16 protein-coding genes are annotated in these 18,751 nt (G+C 71.2%); 1 reads left to right on the forward strand and 15 read right to left on the reverse strand.

Features of this window, described 5'->3' with window-relative positions; genetic code table 11:
• Nucleotides 1–80: 80 nt before the first annotated feature.
• The 6 genes from GSY65_RS14085 to GSY65_RS14110 all read right to left on the reverse strand — a co-directional run bounded on the left by GSY65_RS14085 (nucleotide 81) and on the right by GSY65_RS14110 (nucleotide 5,897).
• Nucleotides 81–1,712, reverse strand: coding sequence for a beta-N-acetylhexosaminidase (locus tag GSY65_RS14085; RefSeq protein ID WP_159768000.1), 1,632 nt, complete (start codon nucleotides 1,710–1,712; stop codon nucleotides 81–83).
• A 1-nt stretch (nucleotide 1,713) separates the two neighbouring features.
• On the reverse strand, nucleotides 1,714–2,565 hold the full coding sequence (locus GSY65_RS14090) for a carbohydrate ABC transporter permease (RefSeq protein ID WP_159768003.1): 852 nt from the start codon (nucleotides 2,563–2,565) through the stop codon (nucleotides 1,714–1,716).
• Nucleotides 2,562–3,470, reverse strand: a complete 909-nt coding sequence (locus GSY65_RS14095; protein WP_159768006.1) for a carbohydrate ABC transporter permease — start codon at nucleotides 3,468–3,470, stop codon at nucleotides 2,562–2,564. Before GSY65_RS14095 ends, GSY65_RS14090 begins: the two co-directional genes overlap by 4 nt.
• The gene (locus GSY65_RS14100) at nucleotides 3,467–4,768 is read right to left on the reverse strand and encodes an extracellular solute-binding protein (protein WP_159768009.1); all 1,302 of its coding nucleotides are present in this window, start codon (nucleotides 4,766–4,768) and stop codon (nucleotides 3,467–3,469) included. Before GSY65_RS14100 ends, GSY65_RS14095 begins: the two co-directional genes overlap by 4 nt.
• A gap of 242 nt (nucleotides 4,769–5,010) precedes the next feature.
• Nucleotides 5,011–5,295 (reverse strand): DUF3039 domain-containing protein, encoded by a 285-nt coding sequence (locus GSY65_RS14105; protein WP_079054731.1) that lies wholly within the window; start codon nucleotides 5,293–5,295, stop codon nucleotides 5,011–5,013.
• 29 nt (nucleotides 5,296–5,324) lie between these two features.
• Complete coding sequence (locus tag GSY65_RS14110) at nucleotides 5,325–5,897, reverse strand: YqgE/AlgH family protein (protein ID WP_055512729.1); 573 nt, start codon at nucleotides 5,895–5,897, stop codon at nucleotides 5,325–5,327.
• A gap of 312 nt (nucleotides 5,898–6,209) precedes the next feature.
• On the opposite strand from GSY65_RS14110, the gene murA reads away from it, so the two are divergent.
• Nucleotides 6,210–7,556, forward strand: a complete 1,347-nt coding sequence (gene murA / locus GSY65_RS14115; RefSeq protein WP_159768012.1) for a UDP-N-acetylglucosamine 1-carboxyvinyltransferase — start codon at nucleotides 6,210–6,212, stop codon at nucleotides 7,554–7,556.
• A gap of 174 nt (nucleotides 7,557–7,730) precedes the next feature.
• On the opposite strand, the gene GSY65_RS14120 is transcribed toward murA, so the two are convergent.
• The 9 genes from GSY65_RS14120 to GSY65_RS14160 form a co-directional block, all read right to left on the reverse strand.
• Nucleotides 7,731–8,012, reverse strand: a complete 282-nt coding sequence (locus GSY65_RS14120; protein WP_055512725.1) for an HU family DNA-binding protein — start codon at nucleotides 8,010–8,012, stop codon at nucleotides 7,731–7,733.
• 319 nt (nucleotides 8,013–8,331) lie between these two features.
• Nucleotides 8,332–9,747 carry an NAD-dependent malic enzyme gene (locus tag GSY65_RS14125; RefSeq protein ID WP_159768015.1) on the reverse strand — a complete coding sequence of 472 codons (1,416 nt, stop codon included), beginning with the start codon at nucleotides 9,745–9,747 and terminating at the stop codon, nucleotides 8,332–8,334.
• A 326-nt stretch (nucleotides 9,748–10,073) separates the two neighbouring features.
• Complete coding sequence (locus GSY65_RS14130) at nucleotides 10,074–12,380, reverse strand: HelD family protein (RefSeq protein WP_159768018.1); 2,307 nt, start codon at nucleotides 12,378–12,380, stop codon at nucleotides 10,074–10,076.
• A gap of 116 nt (nucleotides 12,381–12,496) precedes the next feature.
• On the reverse strand, nucleotides 12,497–13,321 hold the full coding sequence (locus tag GSY65_RS14135; RefSeq protein WP_328707491.1) for a zf-HC2 domain-containing protein: 825 nt from the start codon (nucleotides 13,319–13,321) through the stop codon (nucleotides 12,497–12,499).
• Nucleotides 13,318–13,893, reverse strand: coding sequence for a sigma-70 family RNA polymerase sigma factor (locus tag GSY65_RS14140; RefSeq protein ID WP_079049401.1), 576 nt, complete (start codon nucleotides 13,891–13,893; stop codon nucleotides 13,318–13,320). Before GSY65_RS14140 ends, GSY65_RS14135 begins: the two co-directional genes overlap by 4 nt.
• Nucleotides 13,894–14,214: 321 nt before the next feature.
• Nucleotides 14,215–14,799 carry a CGNR zinc finger domain-containing protein gene (locus GSY65_RS14145; protein WP_159768024.1) on the reverse strand — a complete coding sequence of 195 codons (585 nt, stop codon included), beginning with the start codon at nucleotides 14,797–14,799 and terminating at the stop codon, nucleotides 14,215–14,217.
• Between the two features lie 212 nt (nucleotides 14,800–15,011).
• Nucleotides 15,012–16,172 (reverse strand): uroporphyrinogen-III synthase, encoded by a 1,161-nt coding sequence (locus tag GSY65_RS14150; RefSeq protein ID WP_159768027.1) that lies wholly within the window; start codon nucleotides 16,170–16,172, stop codon nucleotides 15,012–15,014.
• A gap of 136 nt (nucleotides 16,173–16,308) precedes the next feature.
• Nucleotides 16,309–17,691, reverse strand: a complete 1,383-nt coding sequence (locus tag GSY65_RS14155; RefSeq protein WP_159768030.1) for a nitrate/nitrite transporter — start codon at nucleotides 17,689–17,691, stop codon at nucleotides 16,309–16,311.
• Nucleotides 17,692–18,036: 345 nt separating this feature from the next.
• Complete coding sequence (locus GSY65_RS14160; RefSeq protein ID WP_159768033.1) at nucleotides 18,037–18,678, reverse strand: ScbR family autoregulator-binding transcription factor; 642 nt, start codon at nucleotides 18,676–18,678, stop codon at nucleotides 18,037–18,039.
• Nucleotides 18,679–18,751 lie beyond the last annotated feature (73 nt).

An 18,751-nucleotide genomic window follows, 5' to 3' on the forward strand; every position in this document is an offset into this window, starting at 1 on the left:
GGCGATTCTTGCGGCTCTTGTTCCAGGTGAGGGTCGTCGCGCGGGGCATCGGCTTTCGGACGCGCGCGGGCGCCGCCGCCTCACACGTTCGGGGGCGCCCCCTCGATCGGGCGTCCGAGTACACCGGGTCGCCGCTGCCACGGGCGGGGCCCGCCGGGCGGCCGATAACCGACCCCCAGGGCGTCAAGTCGGCGATAGTGAGAGGTCATCCTCCGCTCGAAGTCGGCGAAGTCCCGTTCGGCGGACGCGGGCAGCCGGCTCCAGGCCACCTCGGCGAAGGCCACGAGCCGCGGGAACACCTGGTAGTCCACGCGCGCGGGGTCCTCCATCACCTCGGTCCACACGTTGGCCTGGGTGCCCAGCACGTGCCGCGCCTCCTCGGGCGTCAACTCCGGTGGAACCGGCTCGAACCGGAAGACGTCCTCCAGGGTGCGCACGTAGCCGATCGGGACCGGCTCGTCGGGGCCGTCGTGCTGACGGTGGTCCAGGTACACGTGCTGCTCGGGGCACATGACCACGTCGTGGCCCGCGCGGGCCGCCGTGACACCGCCCGCGTAGCCCCGCCAGGACGACACGGCCGCACCCGGCGCGAGGCCGCCCTGCAGGATCTCGTCCCATCCGATCAGGCGACGCCCGCGCGCCGTCAGCCAGTTGTCGAAGTGCCGCACGAACCACGCCTGCAGACCGTCCTCGCCCTCCAGTCCGAGCTCCCGGATGCGCGCCTGCGCGGTGGCCGACCGCTTCCACTGGTCCTTGACGCACTCGTCGCCGCCGAGGTGCACGAACGTCGAGGGGAAGAGGTCCAGGACCTCCTCCAGGACCCCCTCGTAGAAGCGCAGGGTGTGGTCCGTGGGCGCGAGGACGTTCTCGCTGACGCCCCAGGTGTCCCAGACGGTGAGGGCGCTCGTGTCGACGACATCGGTGTTGCCGAGTTCCGGGTACGCGGCGATCGCGGCCTGGCTGTGTCCCGGGATGTCGATCTCGGGGACCACGGTGATGTGCCGTTCGGCGGCGTAGGCGACGATCTCGCGGAGGTCGTCACGCGTGTAGTGACCGCCGTGCGGCTTCTCCTCCCACAGCGGTGACGCCCTGTGACCGAAGTTCGTGCGGGCCCGCCATGAACCGATCTCCGTGAGCCTCGGGTACCGCTCGATCTCGATCCGCCAGCCCTGGTCGTCCGTCAGGTGGAGGTGGAGGACGTTGAGTTTGTGCGCGGCCATCAGATCGAGATGGCGCAGCACCTGGTCCTTCGGCAGGAAGTGCCGGGCGACGTCGAGCATGAGGCCGCGCCAGGCGAAGCGGGGGGCGTCCTCCACGGTGACCGCGGGGAGGTCCCAGGCGCGGCCGGGCCGCAGGGGCGCCCGCCGGTGGGCGTCGGGCCCGAGCAGCTGCCGGAAGGTCTGCGCGCCCCACAGGACGCCGGCCGCGTCGCCGCCCTGGATCAGGTGGTCGGCGGCGCCGGTGACGACGCGGTAGCCCTCCGGCGGCAGGTCCGGCTCGACGCTCAGCGTGAGCCGGGGCGCGGCCCCGCCGCCGTCCGGGAAGGTGAGTCCGGTCGCCGCGCCGAGCGTCGCCCGCAGCCAGCGCGCGACGCCCTCGGTGCCGGGACCGGCCACCAGCCGGGTCCCCTGGTGCAGCCGGCCGCGGCGGGCGCCGTCGCGCACGAGGCGCCGGGGCGCCGGAATCAGTTCGGTTCCGTCGGGTTCGCTCACATCACTCCTTGACCGCTCCGCCCAGTCCGGAGACCAGTCGTCGCTGGACGAGTACGAAGAAGACCAGCACCGGGATCGTCATCACCGTGGACGCCGCCATCACGCCGCCCCAGTCGGGTTCTTCCGGCTCGAAGTAGACGAGCAGGGCCATCGGCAACGTCGACCGGGAGGTGTCGCTGATGATGAACGACTTGGCGAACAGGAAGTCGTTCCAGGTGGAGATGAAGGAGAAGACGCTGGTGGCGACCAGGCCCGGCAGGACGAGCGGGAAAAGGATCCGCCACAGGAATCGGGAACGGCTCGCGCCGTCGAGCTGCGCGGCCTCCTCCAGGGACTCCGGTACGGCCTTCACGAAGCCCCTCAGCATCCAGATCGCGAAGGGCAGGGAGAAAGCGATGTGGGGCAGGATCAGCGCACCCAGGGTGTTGAGTTGGCCGGTGTCCCGCATGAGGAAGAACAAGGGGATGGTGAGCGCCTCCACGGGCACCGCCTGGGCGATCAGGAACATGATCAGCAAGGTGGTCCGGAAACGGAAGCGGAATCGTGTCACCGCCGTCGCCGCGAGAAAGGCGATCAGCCCGGAGGCGATCACCACGGCGCAGGCGACGACAAGGCTGTTGAGGAAGTAGCGGCCGAATTCCTGCTGCCCGAGGACCCGGCGGAAGGAATCGAGGGTCGGCGCGAGCGTCCAGGGCCGGGACTCGGCCGACTCGATCTCCCCCGCCGGTCTGAGGGCGCTCAACACCATCCAGTAGAGCGGAAAGGCCACCACCGCCGCGATGAGCAGGGCGGACGCCTCCGCGACGAGCCGCCGGGGCTGCCTCGGACGGCGCGGTGATCCCGTCGAATTCACCACTCCTCCCCCTGTCCGCGGAGCAGCCGCAAATACACCAGGGTGACGGCCAGGAGAATCACCAGCATCACCACGCCGATCGCCGAACCGAGACCGTACTCGGAGGCGGCGAAGGCCTTTTGGTAGGCGTACACGTTCAGTACGAGGTTCTGCCCGGCGATACCGCCGCCGCCCGTCATCACATAGACCTGGGTGAAGACCTTGAAGTCCCAGATGATCGACTGGACGGTGACGACGACGAGGATCGGGCGGAGCACCGGGGCGAGCACCGACCGCCAGATCCGCCACTGTGAGGCACCGTCGAGGGCCGCCGCCTCCAGGATCTCGGACGGGACGGCCCGGATGCCCGCGTAGACCGTCACCATCACGAACGGGAAGGAGCACCAGACCACTTCCAGCAGGACGAGCAGGAAGGCGCTGTACCGCCCGTACGTCCACGAGTGGTCGCCCAGCCCGAGCACCCGGTTGACGGGGCCGAAGTCGGGGTCGAACAGCAGCAGCCACACCGTCGAGCCGGTGACCGCCGGGGTCGCCCACGCGCCCAGCGCGGCCAGCATCAGCGCCAGCCGTGGCACGGCCCGCACCCGGGTCAGCAGCACGGCCAGGGCGCAGCCGACGGCCAGCGTGGACACCACACAGGCCGCGGCGAAGCCGACGGTGGTCAGCAACACCTGCCGGAACCGGTCGTCCGCGAAGAGTTCGGCGTAGTTGCCGGCTCCCCGGAAGGAGGTCGGCTCTCCGCCGCTGGCCTGCGCCTGGGTGTACTCCAGCAGGGAGATCAGGCCGAGTTGGCCGACGGGGTGGACGAGCAGCGCGCCGAGCACGACCAGCGCGGGGGCGAGATAGAGCCAGGGAGTCCAGCCGGCGGCACCCCGGGAACGCGGGCCGGTGGCCACCGGCGTCACCCGACGGAGCTGAACGCGTCGTTCATCCGGTCCGCAGCGTCCTCGGACGCCTCGTCCACGTCCTTCTTGCCGCTGACGATCTCCTGGAACATCGTCGGCAGTACGAGCGAGGCGTCGATCCGGGCCCACGCGGGCGAGACCGGCACGAACCTGGTCCCCGAGGACAGCGTCTTCACGAACGGCGCGATGAACGGCTCCTTCTTCGCCGCCTCGGCCCGGACGTCGGTGTACGTCGGCAGGAAGCCCATCGCGTCGAAGAGCGCGCTCTGGGTCCGCTTGGACGCGAGCCGCTTCATCAGGTCGACGGCGAGCGTGCGGTGCGTGGTGCTCCTGAGTACGCCGATGTTGTTGCCGCCCGCGAACGCCGGGGCCACCGAACCGGACTTCACGCCCGGCAGCGGCACGACCGCGTACGCGCCCTTGACCTTGCCGGCCTCGATGGCCGCGTGGCTGAAGTCACCGCCGATGGCCATGCCGGCCTTGCCCGCGGCGAACGCGGTGACCGTGTCGTTGCCGCCCATGCCGGCGCACTTGGCGGCGGGGCAGTTGTCGTCGCCGAACAGCGAGGTGTACGCCTCGATGCCCTCGCGGGCGGCGTCGCTGTCGATGGTGGCGGCGTACGAGCCGCCCCGGCCCTCGGCCATCTCGCCGCCGTGGGCCCAGACGAAGGGCATCGCGCCGTAGGTGTAGGCGCCGCCGACGACGAGCCCGTACAGCTCGGGCCTGGCCGCGCGGATCCGCTGCGCGGCGGTCTTCACCTCGTCGAGGGTCTTCGGCGGCTCGATGCCGAGTTCGTCGAAGACGTCCGTGCGGTAGTACAGGGCGCGGACGCCCACGAAGAAGGGGGCGCCGTAGACCTTGCCGTCGACGGTGACGGAGGTCCGGGCGGTCGGGTCGGAGTCCTTGGCGTCGGACCAGCCGTTGAACTCCGCAGTGACGTCGGCGAGTCCGCCGTCCTTGACGTGGCCGGCGGTGTCCGTGTTGCCGTACTCGACGACGTCGGGGGCGCTCTTCGGGTCGTTGAAGGCGGCCTTCATGCGTTCGGCGCGGCTCTCGACGGGGATGTACTCGACCGTGACCCTCGCGCCGTCGTGTGCCTTCTCGAAGGCGTCGACGACCTGGTCGACGACCTTCTCCTTCGGCTCGTTGCTCACTTCCCGGAAGAGCCAGAGCCGCAGGGTGCCGGTCCTGTCGTCCTTCGCTGCGGACGAGTTGTCGGACGTCCCGGGGGCGCAGGCGGTGAGCCCCGCGAGAGCGAGAGCCGCCATGGGGGCGACGAGTCGGGCGGCGAGCTTCATGGCGCGGGGTCCTCCGGAGGGGGGAGCGGAGTGTTGCATTCTCTGCAACGGGCGTTCTGCTCTCTGCAACACACCGGAGGCTATGGAGCACATGAACATGACCACAAGAGGTCTCGACCACTTATGACCAAGACCGGGCGCCCGGTGACTCGGGGGCCACTGTTCTCGGGCGCCGGGCCGGGCGGCGACGCAGCAAAGACCGCGGTACCCGCTCCCGGGCACCGCGGTCGCGCGGCCGGCCGCTACTTCTTGCCGCCGCCCTCGTCGTCCCCGCCGCCCGCGCCGAGCGAGTCGAAGATCTCCTTGCACATGGGGCACACGGGGTACTTCTTCGGGTCGCGCCCCGGTACCCACACCTTGCCGCACAACGCCACGACGGGCGTGCCGTCGAGCGCGCTCGCCATGATCTTGTCCTTCTGGACGTAGTGGGCGAAGCGCTCGTGGTCACCGTCGCCGTGCGACACCTGCGGCGTCGGCTCGACGAGGGTCCCCGTACCAGTACCGCGCTCGGGCTCAAGAGTGCTCATGACGCCAAGGGTACTGGGGCTCACCCGCATCAGTTGAGCGAAGGGTCGTCGGGGTACGTGGCCACCATCGCGAGTTCGCTGCGCTGGCGGCGCAGGACCTCCCGCCAGAGCCGTTCGGGCGACGGGGACGACACGTCGCCGGGTTCCGACTCGACGACGTACCAGGCGCCCTCGACCAGTTCGTCCTCCAACTGGCCGGGGCCCCAGCCCGCGTAGCCGGCGAAGATGCGCAGCGAGCCGAGCGCCGAGGCGAGGAGTTCCGGCGGGGCCTCCAGGTCGACGAGCCCGATCGCGCCGTGGACGCGCCGCCAGCCGAGCGGCGCCCGGTCGACGGGGCCGCCGCCGGGAATCACCGCGACGCCGAGCGCCGAGTCCAGGGACACCGGGCCGCCCTGGAAGACGACCCCGGGTTCGCCGGCGAGTTCCGCCCAGCCCTCCAGGATGTCCCCGACGTCCACCGGGGTGGGGCGGTTGAGGACCACCCCGAGCGAGCCCTCCTCGTCGTGGTCGAGGAGCAGCACCACAGCGCGGTCGAAGTTCGGGTCCGCCAGGGCGGGCGTGGCCACGAGCAGCCGCCCTGTGAGCGAGGACACCTCGGTCATGCCAGACATGATCCCGCATCCTGCCCGTGTACGGGGAGCCAATCCCGGGAGCGGGGTGAACGCAGTTCAGGGCGCACCGGTGCGGCCCCCGCGCACATCCGGTTCGGTGACCCCATGTACCCGGCGGTCAACGGTTCGTGTTGTGGCGAACTCATGACGTGGCTGAGAAGTACTCGGGCTTACGGAAGGGGGGTGGGCGGCGTTTACGCTAGCCCTTCCGGCCCACGCCGAAACGGCTCCCGCACCACGGGAAAACCGGTCGGTCCCCCACGCCGTGAAACCCTCTGCCCTACTCCACGGAACGCGAGATTCATGACCGTCAACGGCTCTGACGACGTACTGCTTGTACACGGCGGCACCCCGCTCAGTGGCGAGATCCGTGTCCGCGGTGCGAAGAACCTCGTACCCAAGGCCATGGTCGCCGCGCTGCTCGGCAGCGGTCCGAGCCGGCTGCGCAACGTCCCCGACATCCGCGACGTCCGGGTGGTGCGCGGGCTGCTGCAGCTCCATGGCGTAACGGTACGCCCGGGGGACGAACCGGGCGAGCTGGTGATGGACCCGACGAACGTGGAGAGCGCGAACGTCGCCGACATCGACGCCCACGCCGGGTCCTCGCGCATCCCGATCCTGTTCTGCGGTCCGCTGCTGCACCGGATCGGCCACGCCTTCATCCCCGGTCTCGGCGGCTGCGACATCGGCGGCCGGCCGATCGACTTCCACTTCGAGGTGCTGCGGCAGTTCGGCGCGAAGATCGAGAAGCGGGAGGACGGCCAGTACCTGGAGGCCCCGCGGCGGCTGCGGGGCACGAAGATCCGGCTGCCGTACCCCTCGGTCGGCGCGACCGAGCAGGTGCTGCTCACGGCCGTCCTCGCCGAGGGCGTGACGGAGCTGTCGAACGCGGCGATCGAGCCGGAGATCGAGGACCTGATCTGCGTCCTGCAGAAGATGGGCTCCATCATCGCGATGGACACCGACCGCACGATCCGCATCACCGGTGTGGACTCGCTCGGCGGCTACACCCACAAGGCCCTCCCGGACCGGCTGGAGGCCGCTTCCTGGGCGTCCGCCGCGCTGGCCACGGAGGGTGACATCTACGTGCGGGGCGCCCAGCAGCGCTCGATGATGACGTTCCTGAACACCTACCGGAAGGTGGGGGGCGCGTTCGAGATCGACGACGAGGGCATCCGCTTCTGGCACCCCGGCGGCCAGCTGAAGTCGATCGCCCTGGAGACGGACGTCCACCCCGGTTTCCAGACCGACTGGCAGCAGCCCCTGGTCGTGGCCCTGACGCAGGCCACGGGTCTGTCGATCATCCACGAGACGGTCTACGAGTCCCGGCTGGGCTTCACGTCCGCGCTGAACCAGATGGGCGCGCACATCCAGCTCTACCGCGAGTGCCTCGGCGGCTCCGACTGCCGCTTCGGCCAGCGGAACTTCCTGCACTCGGCGGTCGTGTCGGGCCCGACGAAGCTCCAGGGCGCCGACCTGGTCATCCCCGACCTCCGCGGCGGCTTCTCGTACCTGATCGCGGCCCTCGCGGCCCAGGGCACGTCCCGTGTCCACGGCATCGACCTCATCAACCGCGGCTACGAGAACTTCATGGAGAAGCTCGTGGAGCTGGGCGCGAAGGTGGAACTGCCGGGCAAGGCACTCGGCTGACGCTGCGGCCCAGCAGCCCCACGCCGCACACGACAGCGCCGCTCCCCGCCGGGCAGGGCGCTCGGCCGCGGCGCTGCCCGAGAACGTCTGTGGGGCGGTCTCCCGGTGTCGGGAGACCGCCCCACTGGTGTCACCGGGCCTCGTGCGCCGTCCCACGGCGCACGGGCGGCGGGATCACTTGCCCTTGGCGGCTTCCTTGAGCTTGCTGCCCGCGGAGACCTTCACGCTGTAGCCGGCGGGGATCTGGATCGGGTCGCCGGTCTGCGGGTTACGCGCGGTGCGAGCGGCACGGTGGGTGCGCTCGAAGGTCAGGAAACCGGGGATGGTGACCTTCTCGTCGCCCTTGGAGACGATGTCACCGACGACGTCGGCGAACGCGGCCAGCACGGCGTCGGCGTCCTTGCGGGTCACCTCGGCGCGGTCGGCCAGCGCGGCCACCAGCTCACTGCGGTTCATGTTGTTACTCCCGTGTTCTTCTTGCCGTTGAGGCGGACCCGGGTCCGTCGTCAGACCCTCGCGCCCAGGGACGCATCCTGCACTCACCTGCGGCGGGAAAGCCAATCCGGCACCCATGGGAGTCACACGAACACCCAAGGGAGTCACACGAAAAGCGCCATGTCCACGCCGGTCCCGCTCGGGCCCGCCACGACGGCGGACTGGCCGCCACCCTAGGCGCACGACAGGCCCGGATCCCCGCGACGCGCCGGGATCCGGGCCCATCGTGGTGACCGTCACAGTCGGCCGGAGCCGCCGCACGGCCGCCCCGCGGCCGGGGTCAGGCCGTGGCGCCGGCGGCCTTCGCGGCCTCGCGGACCGCCCCGGCGACCGCTCCCGCGACCTTGTCGTTGAAGACGCTCGGGATGATGTAGTTCGGGTTCAGCTCGTCCTCGCTGACGACGTCGGCGAGGGCCTTCGCGGCGGCGAGCATCATCTCCGTGTTCACGGTGCGGGACTGGGCGTCGAGGAGGCCGCGGAAGACGCCCGGGAAGACCAGCACGTTGTTGATCTGGTTCGGGAAGTCGGAGCGGCCGGTGGCCACGACGGCCGCCGTCTGACGGGCCACCGCGGGGTCGACCTCGGGGTCCGGGTTCGCGAGCGCGAACACGATCGCGTTGTCGGCCATGGCGGCCACGTCGTCGCCGTCGAGGACGTTCGGGGCGGAGACGCCGATGAAGACGTCCGCGCCGTGCACGGCCTCCTTCAGCGTGCCGGTGAGGCCCTCGGGGTTGGTGTTGTCGGCGATCCAGCGCAGCGGGGAGTCGGCGGCGGCGTCGACCAGGTCCGCGCGGTCGCAGTGCACGACACCGTGGATGTCGGCGACGACGGCGTTCTTCACACCCGCGGCGATGAGCAGCTTGAGGATGGCCGTGCCGGCCGCGCCGGCGCCGGACATGACGACGCGGATGTCGCCGATGCCCTTGCCCGCCACGCGCAGCGCGTTGGTGAGGGCGGCGAGGACGACGATCGCGGTGCCGTGCTGGTCGTCGTGGAAGACCGGGATGTCGAGGGCCTCGCGCAGCCGGGCCTCGATCTCGAAGCAGCGGGGCGCGGAGATGTCCTCCAGGTTGATGCCGGCGAAGCCGGGGGCGATCGCCTTGACGATCTCGACGATCGCGTCGGTGTCCTGGGTGTCGAGGCAGATCGGCCAGGCGTCGATGCCGGCGAACCGCTTGAAGAGGGCCGCCTTGCCCTCCATCACGGGCAGAGCGGCCTTGGGGCCGATGTTGCCGAGGCCGAGGACGGCGGAGCCGTCCGTCACGACCGCAACGGAGTTGCGCTTGATGGTGAGGCGGCGGGCGTCCTCGGGGTTCTCGGCGATCGCCATGCAGACGCGGGCCACACCGGGCGTGTAGACCATGGAGAGGTCGTCACGGTTGCGGATGGGGTGCTTCGACGCCATCTCGATCTTGCCGCCGAGGTGCATCAGGAAGGTACGGTCGGAGACCTTGCCGAGCGTGACGCCCTCGATGTGGCGCAGCTGCTCGACGATCTCGTCGGCGTGCGCGGTGGAGGTGGCCGCGATGGTGACGTCGATACGGAGCTTCTCGTGGCCGGAGGCGGTCACGTCGAGGCCGGTCACCGAGCCTCCGTTGGACTCGACGGCCGTGGTGAGCTGGGAGACCGCGGTTCCGCTCGCGGGCACCTCCAGGCGGACCGTCATCGAGTAGGAGACGCTGGGCGCCGTTGCCATGGCCGACTTCCTCTGCTTTCGCTACTGCGTTTACTGCGTTTTGCCGTCCGATCGTCGCACCTACCGCCGAGTAGGCGTTAGCCCGGCGGGATTGAGAACGTTGTGTTCTCAACAGAAAGAGGTCCACGTCACAAGGACGTGGACCTCTTCGCGTACTGCTCATGTCCAGTGGCACCGACCCGCCATGCTCGCCTCGCGGCAAGTGGTCGCTCTCAGCGACGAAGGTTGGGCCCGGGGGCTTGGATCGAGCCGGTGCCATCACCCAGGCTAACAAACAGATCCCGTAAGGCCATTCCCGCACGGGAGTTGTTTTCGAGGTTCCCGTCTCAGTCGCGCAGCAGGTCCGGTACGCCGTTCGCGTCCGGGTCGTCCCGCTCCGCCGAGACGACCGTCAGCTGCTGTGTCGCCCGCGTCAGCGCCACGTACAGCACCCGCAGGCCCGCCGGGGACTCGTCGGCGATCTCCGCCGGGGAGACGACCACCGTCGCGTCGTACTCCAGGCCCTTCGCCTCCAGGCTGCCGAGGGCGACGACGCGGTCGCCGAGGCCGGCCAGCCAGCGGGCGGCCTCCTCCCGGCGGTTCATCGCGACGACCACGCCGACCGTGCCGTCGACGAGGTCCAGCAGCCGCGCGGCCTCCGCGCGCACCGTGCGGGCCAGGGTGTCGCGCTGGACGGTGACGAAGCGGGGCTCCACGCCGGTGGAGCGGACCGCGGACGGGGACTCGGTGCCCGGCATCGCCAGCGCCAGCACCTTCGCCGCCAACTCGGCGATCTCGGCCGGGTTGCGGTAGTTGACGGTCAGGGTGAAGCGCCGGCGCGGGCGGGTGCCCAGCGCCTCGTCGCGGGCCTGGGCCGCCTCGTCGGGGTCGGACCAGGAGGACTGGGCGGGGTCGCCCACGACCGTCCAGGTGGCGTGCCGGCCGCGGCGGCCCACCATGCGCCACTGCATCGGGGTCAGGTCCTGCGCCTCGTCGACGATGATGTGCGCGTACTCGGTGCGCTCCTGGGCCAGCCGCTCGGCGCGCTCGCGCTGGGTCTCCTCGCGCACGGGCATCAGTTCCTCCAGGCCCGTGAGCTGGTCGAGCGGGTCGAGTTCGCGCTTCCTGCGGGGGCGGGCGGGCATGCCGAGGATCGCCTGCAGCTCGTCGAGCATGGCGACGTCGTGGACCGACAGGCCGTCCCGCTTGAGGGAGCGGGCGACCCGGCGGATCTCGCCCGGGTTGAGGACGCGCCGGGCCCAGCGGCCGAGGCGGCGCTCGTCGGCCATGGCGGTGAGGACCGCGCGCGGCGTCAGCTCGGGCCACCATGCGTCGAGGAAGGCGAGGAAGTCGTCCTCGGTCGTGATGTCCTCGTCGAAGGAGGAGCGGAGCTCTGCGGCGAGTTCGGGGTCGGTGTGGCGTCCCGCGGCGCCCGAGCGGTCCCACAGGGCGTCGAGGAGGAGCTTGCGGGCGCGCGGGCGCAGCAGGTTGACGGGGGCGGTGCCGCCGAGCGCGGTACGGCGGACGCGGTCCAGTTCCTCGGCCTCCAGCTCCAGCCGGCGGCCGAAGGCGACGACGCGGAGCCGGGTGGGCGCGTCGCTCCGCTCCAGCGCGCCCCGGGCCGCCTTCCGCAGCACCTTGAGCATGCGGTACGAACCCTTGGCGCGGGCCACCGCCGGGGAGTCGTACAGGGTGGCCTCCGCGCCGCCCGCGTCTTCGGCGAGGGAGCCGATCGCGCGGATGGCGACCTGCCCCTCCTCGCCGAGCGAGGGCAGGACGCCCTCGGTGTACGCGACCAGCAGCGGGGTCGGGGAGACGATGAGGATGCCGCCCGCGTACCGGCGCCGGTCCTGGTAGAGCAGGTACGCGGCACGGTGCAGGGCGACGGCGGTCTTACCGGTGCCGGGCCCGCCCTCGACGTACGTCACGGAGGCGGCGGGGGCACGGATCACCAGGTCCTGCTCGGCCTGGATGGAGGCGACGATGTCCCGCATGGTGTGGCTGCGGGCCTGGCCGAGGGCGGCCATGAGGGCGCCGTCTCCGACGACGGCCAGCTCGCGGCCGTCGAGGCGCGCCGTCAGCTCGGGGCGCATCAGGTCGTCCTCGACGCCGAGCACCTTGCGACCCTTGGAGCGGATGACGCGGCGGCGCACGACCCGGCCGGGGTCGACGGGGGTCGAGCGGTAGAAGGGTGCGGCGGCGGGGGCCCGCCAGTCGATGACCAGCGGCGCGTACTCGGCGTCGAGGACGCCGATGCGGCCGATGTGCAGGGTCTCGGCGATGTCGGCGGTGTTGTCGGGGCGGACCGCGCCCTCGGCGGGCTCGACGGCGGTGTACGCGCCGTCCGGGCCCTTCTTGCCGTCCTTGCCGAGGAGGAGGTCGATACGGCCGAAGAGGAAGTCCTCGAACTCGTTGTTCAGCCGGTTCAGGTGGATGCCCGCGCGGAAGACCTGGGCGTCCCGCTCGGCGAGTGCGCCGGGGGTGCCGACCTGACCGCGCTGGGCCGCGTCGTTCATCAGGAACTCCGCCTCGTGGATCTTCTCCTCGAGACGCCGGTACACCCGGTCCAGATGTTCCTGTTCGACGCCGATCTCCCGCTCACGGACGGAGTCGTGAGCGGAGTCGAGCGTTTCCTGCTGAACCTGAGCGGCCACCCGGGCCCCCTTCTGACGTGCTGGGCAGCCGTCCACCGTACGCGACGGTAGCCCTCGGGGGGAACAGCCGGTGCCCCGCGCCCCCGAAAGACGCGGGGACGCGGGGCACCGGTCGGTTACGCCTCGACCTGGACCAGCTTCTTGCCGGAGAAGGTCAGGACCTCGTAGTGGTCGATCTCGTCCGGGGTGAAGGCGGCGCCGCCCTCGACGTAGAGCGGGTTCCTGGCCTGCTCCGTCTTGGCGTCCTTGATGCCGTAACCCCAGGTCGGGACGGACCAGGAGGTGACCGTCTCCCGCTCGCCGTTCTTGCCGACGGCGATCAGCGAGCACTTCTCCGGGCCCTTGACGTTCTTCAGCTCCAGGACCGCGTGGGTGCCCCACGCCTTCTCCTGGGTGGCGACCGTGGCGCTGACCTGGCTGGCCGCGTCCGTGGAGGAGACCTTGTCCGCGGACTTGATCCCCATGAAGGCGTCCTTGGCCGGGTTGGCGGCCAGCGGCGCCGCCGTCTTGCCGTCGTCGCCTCCGCCGGTCGTCGCGAACACCGCGGTGGGACCCGCGACGATCGCGGCGATACCGGCCGCGAGCATGAAGAAGTTGCGCCGGCTCTTCTTGGCCCGGTGCTGGACGACCTCGCCGACCAGCCGGTCCGAGAGCTTCGGGCTCGGTTTCGCCGCCAGGGACTCACCGATCGCCGGTGTCCCCTGGGCCGCGGGCAGGTCGGCGAGGGCGGCCAGCATCGGTTCCATGCCGGCCAGCTCGTCGAGCTGCTGACCGCACCACTCGCACGTGGCGAGATGGGCCTCGAATTGTGTGGCCTCGGCGTCGTCCAGTATTCCGAGGGCGTACGCGCCGACGGTTTCGTGGATGTTGTCGCCGGAACCTTGGGCTCCTTGCACAGACCCGGGCATTCCCGGTCCATACCCCCCGTAGATGTTGCTCATGCCGTCACCCCGCGCTCCTCCAGAGCCAGCTTCATCGACCGCAGGGCGTAGAACACCCGTGAGCGGACGGTTCCACTGGGGATGCCAAGCGTCTCGGCCGCCTCATTGACCGTACGCCCTTTGAAATAGGTCTCGACCAGGACTTCCCTGTGTGCAGGGGTCAGGTCGTCCAGCGCGTCCGACAGTGTCATCAGCCACAACGCCTTGTCGATCTCGTCCTCCGCGGGGATGACCTCCAGCGGCGACGGGTCGACCTCCTGCGGCCGGGCCTGCCGGCTGCGGTGGCCGTCGATGACGATGCGGCGTGCGACCGTCACCAGCCAGGGGCGTACCGATCCGGTCGCTCGATTGAGCTGACCGGCGTTCTTCCAGGCCCTGATGAGAGTTTCCTGCACGACGTCCTCGGCGCGCTGGCGGTCGCCCGCGACCAGACGCAGCACGTACGCGAGCAAGGGTCCAGCGTGCTCGCGGTACAGCGCGCGCATCAGCTCCTCGTCTGGCTCTGAGGGCTGTGATGCGCGATGTCGTGCCCTGTGCGGGCGGTCATCGGCCACAGCGGAATCCTTGCGCACGGCTACCTCCGGTGTCCGGGGGTTCCCCCAGTCGGTCGCTCACATCGGGATACGTAGGTAACCAGTTGTGTGTTCAGAGTCGAGCCACAACTTTCTCGATTAAACGTGTGGTTGGTGGGGCCACCGAGGGACAAGAGATCCCAAAACGGTTTCAAAACCCGCACGGGAGGGCGGGAATTGTGAAGACGCGGATCCCGCGGTGTGAAAAAGAGCACTACCACTTCTTCACGCGGGCCGAACGGCCGCCCAACTGCCAAGCCCAGCAGGCCAGATGGGCAATACGGCGCCAAACGGGGGGAAGCGGGGCGGAAGGTACCCGGTCTACGCGCGTGAAAGGGCCGTACGGCGGCGGTGGCGGGCCACCCGCTCGCGGTTGCCGCAGATCTCGCTGGAGCACCAGCGGCGGCGGCGTCCCCGGGACGTGTCGACGTACACGATGGGGCAGTTGTCCCCGGCGCACTGGCGCAGGCCCGCACAGGCGACGGGGTCGGTGAGCAACTCGACGGTGTCCCGGGCGACGACGGCGAGGAGGGCGGCCCGGTCGGGGGTGTGCGCGAGGGCGCGGGTGAGGACACCGGTGTCCGTGCGGACGGCCACGGGGGCGGGGGGCGCGGGTCTCGCCAGGTCGTTGACCCTGGCGAGGGACGCCTCGTACGCGTCGGGGTCGGACCGGGTGGTGGGGGATGCCACCGGGTGCACCAACCGGGCTGTGTGACCGCGCAGTTCCTGGAAGGCGGGCAGCCAGTCGGGGGTGACGTGGTCGAGCGGGGTGTCCTCGGGCACGAGGGCGGCGGCGGTGATCCAGCGGCGCAGGTCCCCGGGGGAGGTGAGGTGCTCCTCGGGATGGCTGGTGGCCAGGAGGTCCAGGCAGCGACGGCCGCAGTCGAAGCGGGGGGTGTAGGACATGGGCCTGTCACCGCCTAGGGGTCACCGCGTCGGGGGGCGCTCAGGTGTTCGTACCCGCTACGGCGCCGTGTCGCACGTGGCCGGGCGCCTGATGGCCCGGCGGCGCGGGTGCGTCGGCGGGTGCGGGTGCGTCGTGGCTGGTCGCGCCCGCGCGGCGGAGCCGCAGGTGTCACCGCCCCGCGCGAGAAACCACGCACCAGCGCGCCCGCGGGCTACGAGGCGCCCGGTGCCCCGTACTTCGTGTCCGCCGCCGGGTCCAGCGCCAGCCGGTACCCGCGTTTCACCACCGTCTGGATGAGCTTCGGCGTGCCCAACGCCGTGCGCAGACGGGCCATCGCCGTCTCCACGGCGTGTTCGTCGCGGCCGGCGCCGGGGAGCGCCTTGAGGAGTTCGGAGCGGGGGACGACCCAGCCGGGGCGGCGGGCCAGCGCGCGGAGCAGGGACATGCCGGCGGGCGGGACGGGGCGCAGGGCGCCGTCGACCAGGACCGCGTGGCCGCGGATCTCCACACGGTGACCGGCGACGGGCAGGGCGCGGGCGCGGGTGGGGAGGTCCTGGCACAGGAGTTGGACGAGGGGGCCGAGGCGGAACCGTTCGGGCTGCACGGTGTCGATGCCGTGGGCCTGGAGGGGAAGGGCCGTCACCGGGCCGACGCAGGCGGGGAGTACGTCGTGGCGGAGGGCGTCGAGCAGGTCCGGCAGGAGCCCCCGGTCCTCGGCGCGGGACAGCAGCGAGGCCGCGGCGGGGGCGCTGGTGAAGGTGAGGGCGTCGATGCCGCGGCCGACGGTCGCTTCGAGGAGGCGGTCGACCGGGGTGAGGTCCTCCGGCGGCAGCCAGCGGTAGACGGGGACGCCGACGACCTCCGCCCCGGCGGCCCGCAGCGACTCCACGAAGCCGGGCAGGGGTTCGCCGTGCAGCTGGACGGCGATGCGGCGGCCCTCCACCCCGTGGTCCAGCAGCCGGTCCAGTACCTCCGCCATCGATTCGGAGGAGGGGGACCACTCCTCGGTGAGGCCCGCGGCCCGCACCGCTCCCTTCACCTTCGGTCCGCGCGCCAGGACCTCGACGCCCCGGAGGCAGTCCAGGAGTGCCTCGCCGAGGCCCCAGCCGTCGGCCGCCTCGATCCAGCCGCGGAAACCGATGGCGGTGGTCGCCACCACGATGTCGGGTGCCTGGGCGAGCAGGTCCTTGGTGGCGGCGAGCAGTTCGCTGTCGTCGGAGAGCGGCACGATGCGGAGGGCCGGCGCGTGGAGGACGGACGCACCGCGACGCTGGAGCAGGGCCCCCAGTTCGTCGGCGCGGCGCGCGGCTGTCACGCCCACCGTGAACCCCGCCAGGGGGCCGTGGTCTGGTTGCTGCTGTTTGTCGTACATGGCTCTCGTCCCGCCCGAGTCGTCGTACCTGGCTCTGGCACCTGCATGCCGAGCGAGCCTGTCAACGCCGCGTGACAGGCTCGGTTCGGGTTGATGTCGCTGGTGTTACGTCACACGTGTCACGCCCTGGGCGAGGTCACACCTCGGCGTAGCTGAGCTGCGCCTTCGTCCCCGTCTCGGCCGTCGCGGTGACCGCCTTGGCGGCCGTCCGGCGAAGGTATACGGCCCAGGTCACCGCGAAGCAGAGCCCGTAGAAGGCGAGGAAGCCGACGAAGGCGCCGGTGCCGGAGCCGACGGTGAGGAAGGACTGGCGGAAGGCCAGGTTGATGCCGAGGCCGCCGAGCGCGCCCACCGCGCCGATGATGCCCATGGTGGCGCCGGACAGGCGGCGTCCGTAGGCTGCGGCCTCCTCGCCCCGGAGCCCCTTGGCGAGGGCCTTGGCCTGGAAGATGCCCGGGATCATCTTGAAGGTGGAGCCGTTGCCGAGGCCGCTGAGGACGAACAGCGCGATGAACGCGGTGGTGAACAGGGGCAGCGACTTCTGCATGGAGGCGAGGACGATGACCCCGGTGGCGCCGGCCATGGCCACGTAGTTCCACAGGGTGATCCTGGCGCCGCCGTACTTGTCGGCGAGGGCGCCGCCCACGGGCCGGATCAGCGAGCCGAGCAGCGGGCCGATGAAGGTGACGTACGCGGCCTGCAGCGGCGTCCGGCCGAACTGGGTCTGCAGGACGAGGCCGAAGGCGAAGCTGTAGCCGATGAAGGAGCCGAAGGTGCCGATGTAGAGGAAGGACATGATCCAGGTGTGGGCGTCCTTGACGGCTTCCCTGGCGGCGCCGGTGTCGTTCTTCATCGACGCGATGTTGTCCATCTTGAGCCAGGCGAGGGCCGCGGCGATCACGATGAGCGGGATGTAGATCCCGAGCAGGACACGCGGGCCGCCGCCGGCGCCGATGACGGCGAGGCCGATGAGCTGCACGACCGGGACGCCGATGTTGCCGCCGCCCGCGTTGAGGCCGAGCGCCCACCCCTTCTTCCGCAGGGGGAAGAAGGCGTTGATGTTGGTCATGGAGGAGGCGAAGTTGCCGCCGCCGATGCCGGCGAGCATCGCGCAGACCAGGAACGTGGTGAACGACGTGCCCGGCTCCATCACGGCGAAGGCGGCGACGGTCGGGATGAGCAGCAGACTCGCCGAGACGACCGTCCAGTTGCGGCCGCCGAAGACCGCCACCGCGAACGTGTAGGGGATGCGTGCGAGGGCGCCGACCAGGGTGGCCATCGAGACGATGAAGAACTTGTCGGCCGGGGTGAGCCCGTACTCGGGTCCCATGAAGAGGACCATCACCGACCAGACGGTCCAGACCGAGAAGCCGATGTGCTCGGAGAGGACGGAGAAGAACAGGTTGCGGCGGGCGACCTGCTCGCCGGTCGTGTTCCAGAAGGTCTCGTCCTCCGGATCCCAGTGATGGATCCAGCGGCCTCCCCTACTGGCAGCGGGGGCTGTGCTCGGGGCTGTCATGACGCCTCCACGGTTCTCCGGGCTCGGACGTGCTGGGGGATGGCTGATGCGTCCGAAGGTAGGGAGGGCGCGTTTCCGCGCTGTGGCACCGGGTGACCGCGAAGGAACTTTGCTCTCACGCCGCCGTGGGCCCCCCGGTGAGGAAAGCGCTCACCCGGCCGGCGGCGCCGGGGCGGTGAGCGGGGCGCCTGGCAGCTCGGGGGCGGGTGCTGCACGGCACGTGCGCGTCCGCGCGGCGGGGCGGTGACACACGCGGCTCCGCCGCGCAGGCGCGACCAGCCACCGAGACCCCGCACCCGGCGGACGACACCCGCCCCCGAGTCATCAGGCGCCCCGGCCGACCCCCTACGCGCTCATCCCCTCACCGCCCCGCCACATCCCCCCGCTCCCCGACGGCCGCAGTGTCCGCAGCGTGGCCGTGCCCGCCACCCGGGGCAGCAGCAGCCGCCAGAAGCGGGTCAGGGCGTCCGCGGTGAGCCAGCGCGGATCGTGCCGGCCGAGGGATTCGAGGCCGGCGGTCGCGGCGACGACCGCCGCGGCCGCGTCCTGCGCGGAGACCCCGTGCGCGAGGGCGCCCTCGCTGTCGGCCTTGGTCAGCACCTGCTCCACCCACTCCTGCCAAGCGCGGCGCAGCCCGGCGCCGGAGCGCATCCGGCCGGCCCCGTCACCGAGATCGAACCCGGCGCGCAGGACCGCGTCCTGGCCGAGCGCCCGCACGAGGGCGTAGGTCGCGTCGATGAGGGACTGCAACGTGTCGGTGGTGTCCTGGGAGGTGATCCGGCCCAGCCGCAGGGCCGCCGCCTGGCCGACCGCGTCGGCGAGGTCCGCCTTGCTGGCGAAGTGGAAGTGCAACGCACCGCTGCTGACCCCGGCCCTGGCGCTGATCATGGACAGGGAGGCCGTCTCGAAGCCTTCCCGGTCGAACAGCTCGGCGGCGGACTCGATGAGCGCGTTGCGTGTCCGCACCGCTCGCTCCTGCTTGGCCATGGGGCGCTCCGTCACTCCGCAGGGGACCGGTGACCGTGCCCGGGATGCCCCCGCTGGGCCTGCCGGCCGTTCC

Source organism: Streptomyces sp. HM190 (genome assembly GCF_009857135.1).
Classification (GTDB): domain Bacteria; phylum Actinomycetota; class Actinomycetes; order Streptomycetales; family Streptomycetaceae; genus Streptomyces; species Streptomyces heilongjiangensis.

Excerpts from the sequence above, each read along its gene's own strand:
- GSY65_RS14110 (WP_055512729.1), bottom strand. The coding sequence starts at position 5,897 with ATGACCGAGGTGTCCTCGCTCACAGGGCGGCTGCTCGTGGCCACGCCC.
- GSY65_RS14105 (WP_079054731.1), bottom strand. The coding sequence starts at position 5,295 with ATGAGCACTCTTGAGCCCGAGCGCGGTACTGGTACGGGGACCCTCGTC.
- GSY65_RS14150 (WP_159768027.1), bottom strand. The coding sequence starts at position 16,172 with ATGTACGACAAACAGCAGCAACCAGACCACGGCCCCCTGGCGGGGTTC.
- murA (WP_159768012.1), top strand. The coding sequence starts at position 6,210 with ATGACCGTCAACGGCTCTGACGACGTACTGCTTGTACACGGCGGCACC.
- GSY65_RS14145 (WP_159768024.1), bottom strand. The coding sequence starts at position 14,799 with ATGTCCTACACCCCCCGCTTCGACTGCGGCCGTCGCTGCCTGGACCTC.
- GSY65_RS14125 (WP_159768015.1), bottom strand. The coding sequence starts at position 9,747 with ATGGCAACGGCGCCCAGCGTCTCCTACTCGATGACGGTCCGCCTGGAG.
- GSY65_RS14120 (WP_055512725.1), bottom strand. The coding sequence starts at position 8,012 with ATGAACCGCAGTGAGCTGGTGGCCGCGCTGGCCGACCGCGCCGAGGTG.
- GSY65_RS14100 (WP_159768009.1), bottom strand. The coding sequence starts at position 4,768 with ATGAAGCTCGCCGCCCGACTCGTCGCCCCCATGGCGGCTCTCGCTCTC.
- GSY65_RS14160 (WP_159768033.1), bottom strand. The coding sequence starts at position 18,678 with ATGGCCAAGCAGGAGCGAGCGGTGCGGACACGCAACGCGCTCATCGAG.
- GSY65_RS14155 (WP_159768030.1), bottom strand. The coding sequence starts at position 17,691 with ATGACAGCCCCGAGCACAGCCCCCGCTGCCAGTAGGGGAGGCCGCTGG.
- GSY65_RS14135 (WP_328707491.1), bottom strand. The coding sequence starts at position 13,321 with ATGAGCAACATCTACGGGGGGTATGGACCGGGAATGCCCGGGTCTGTG.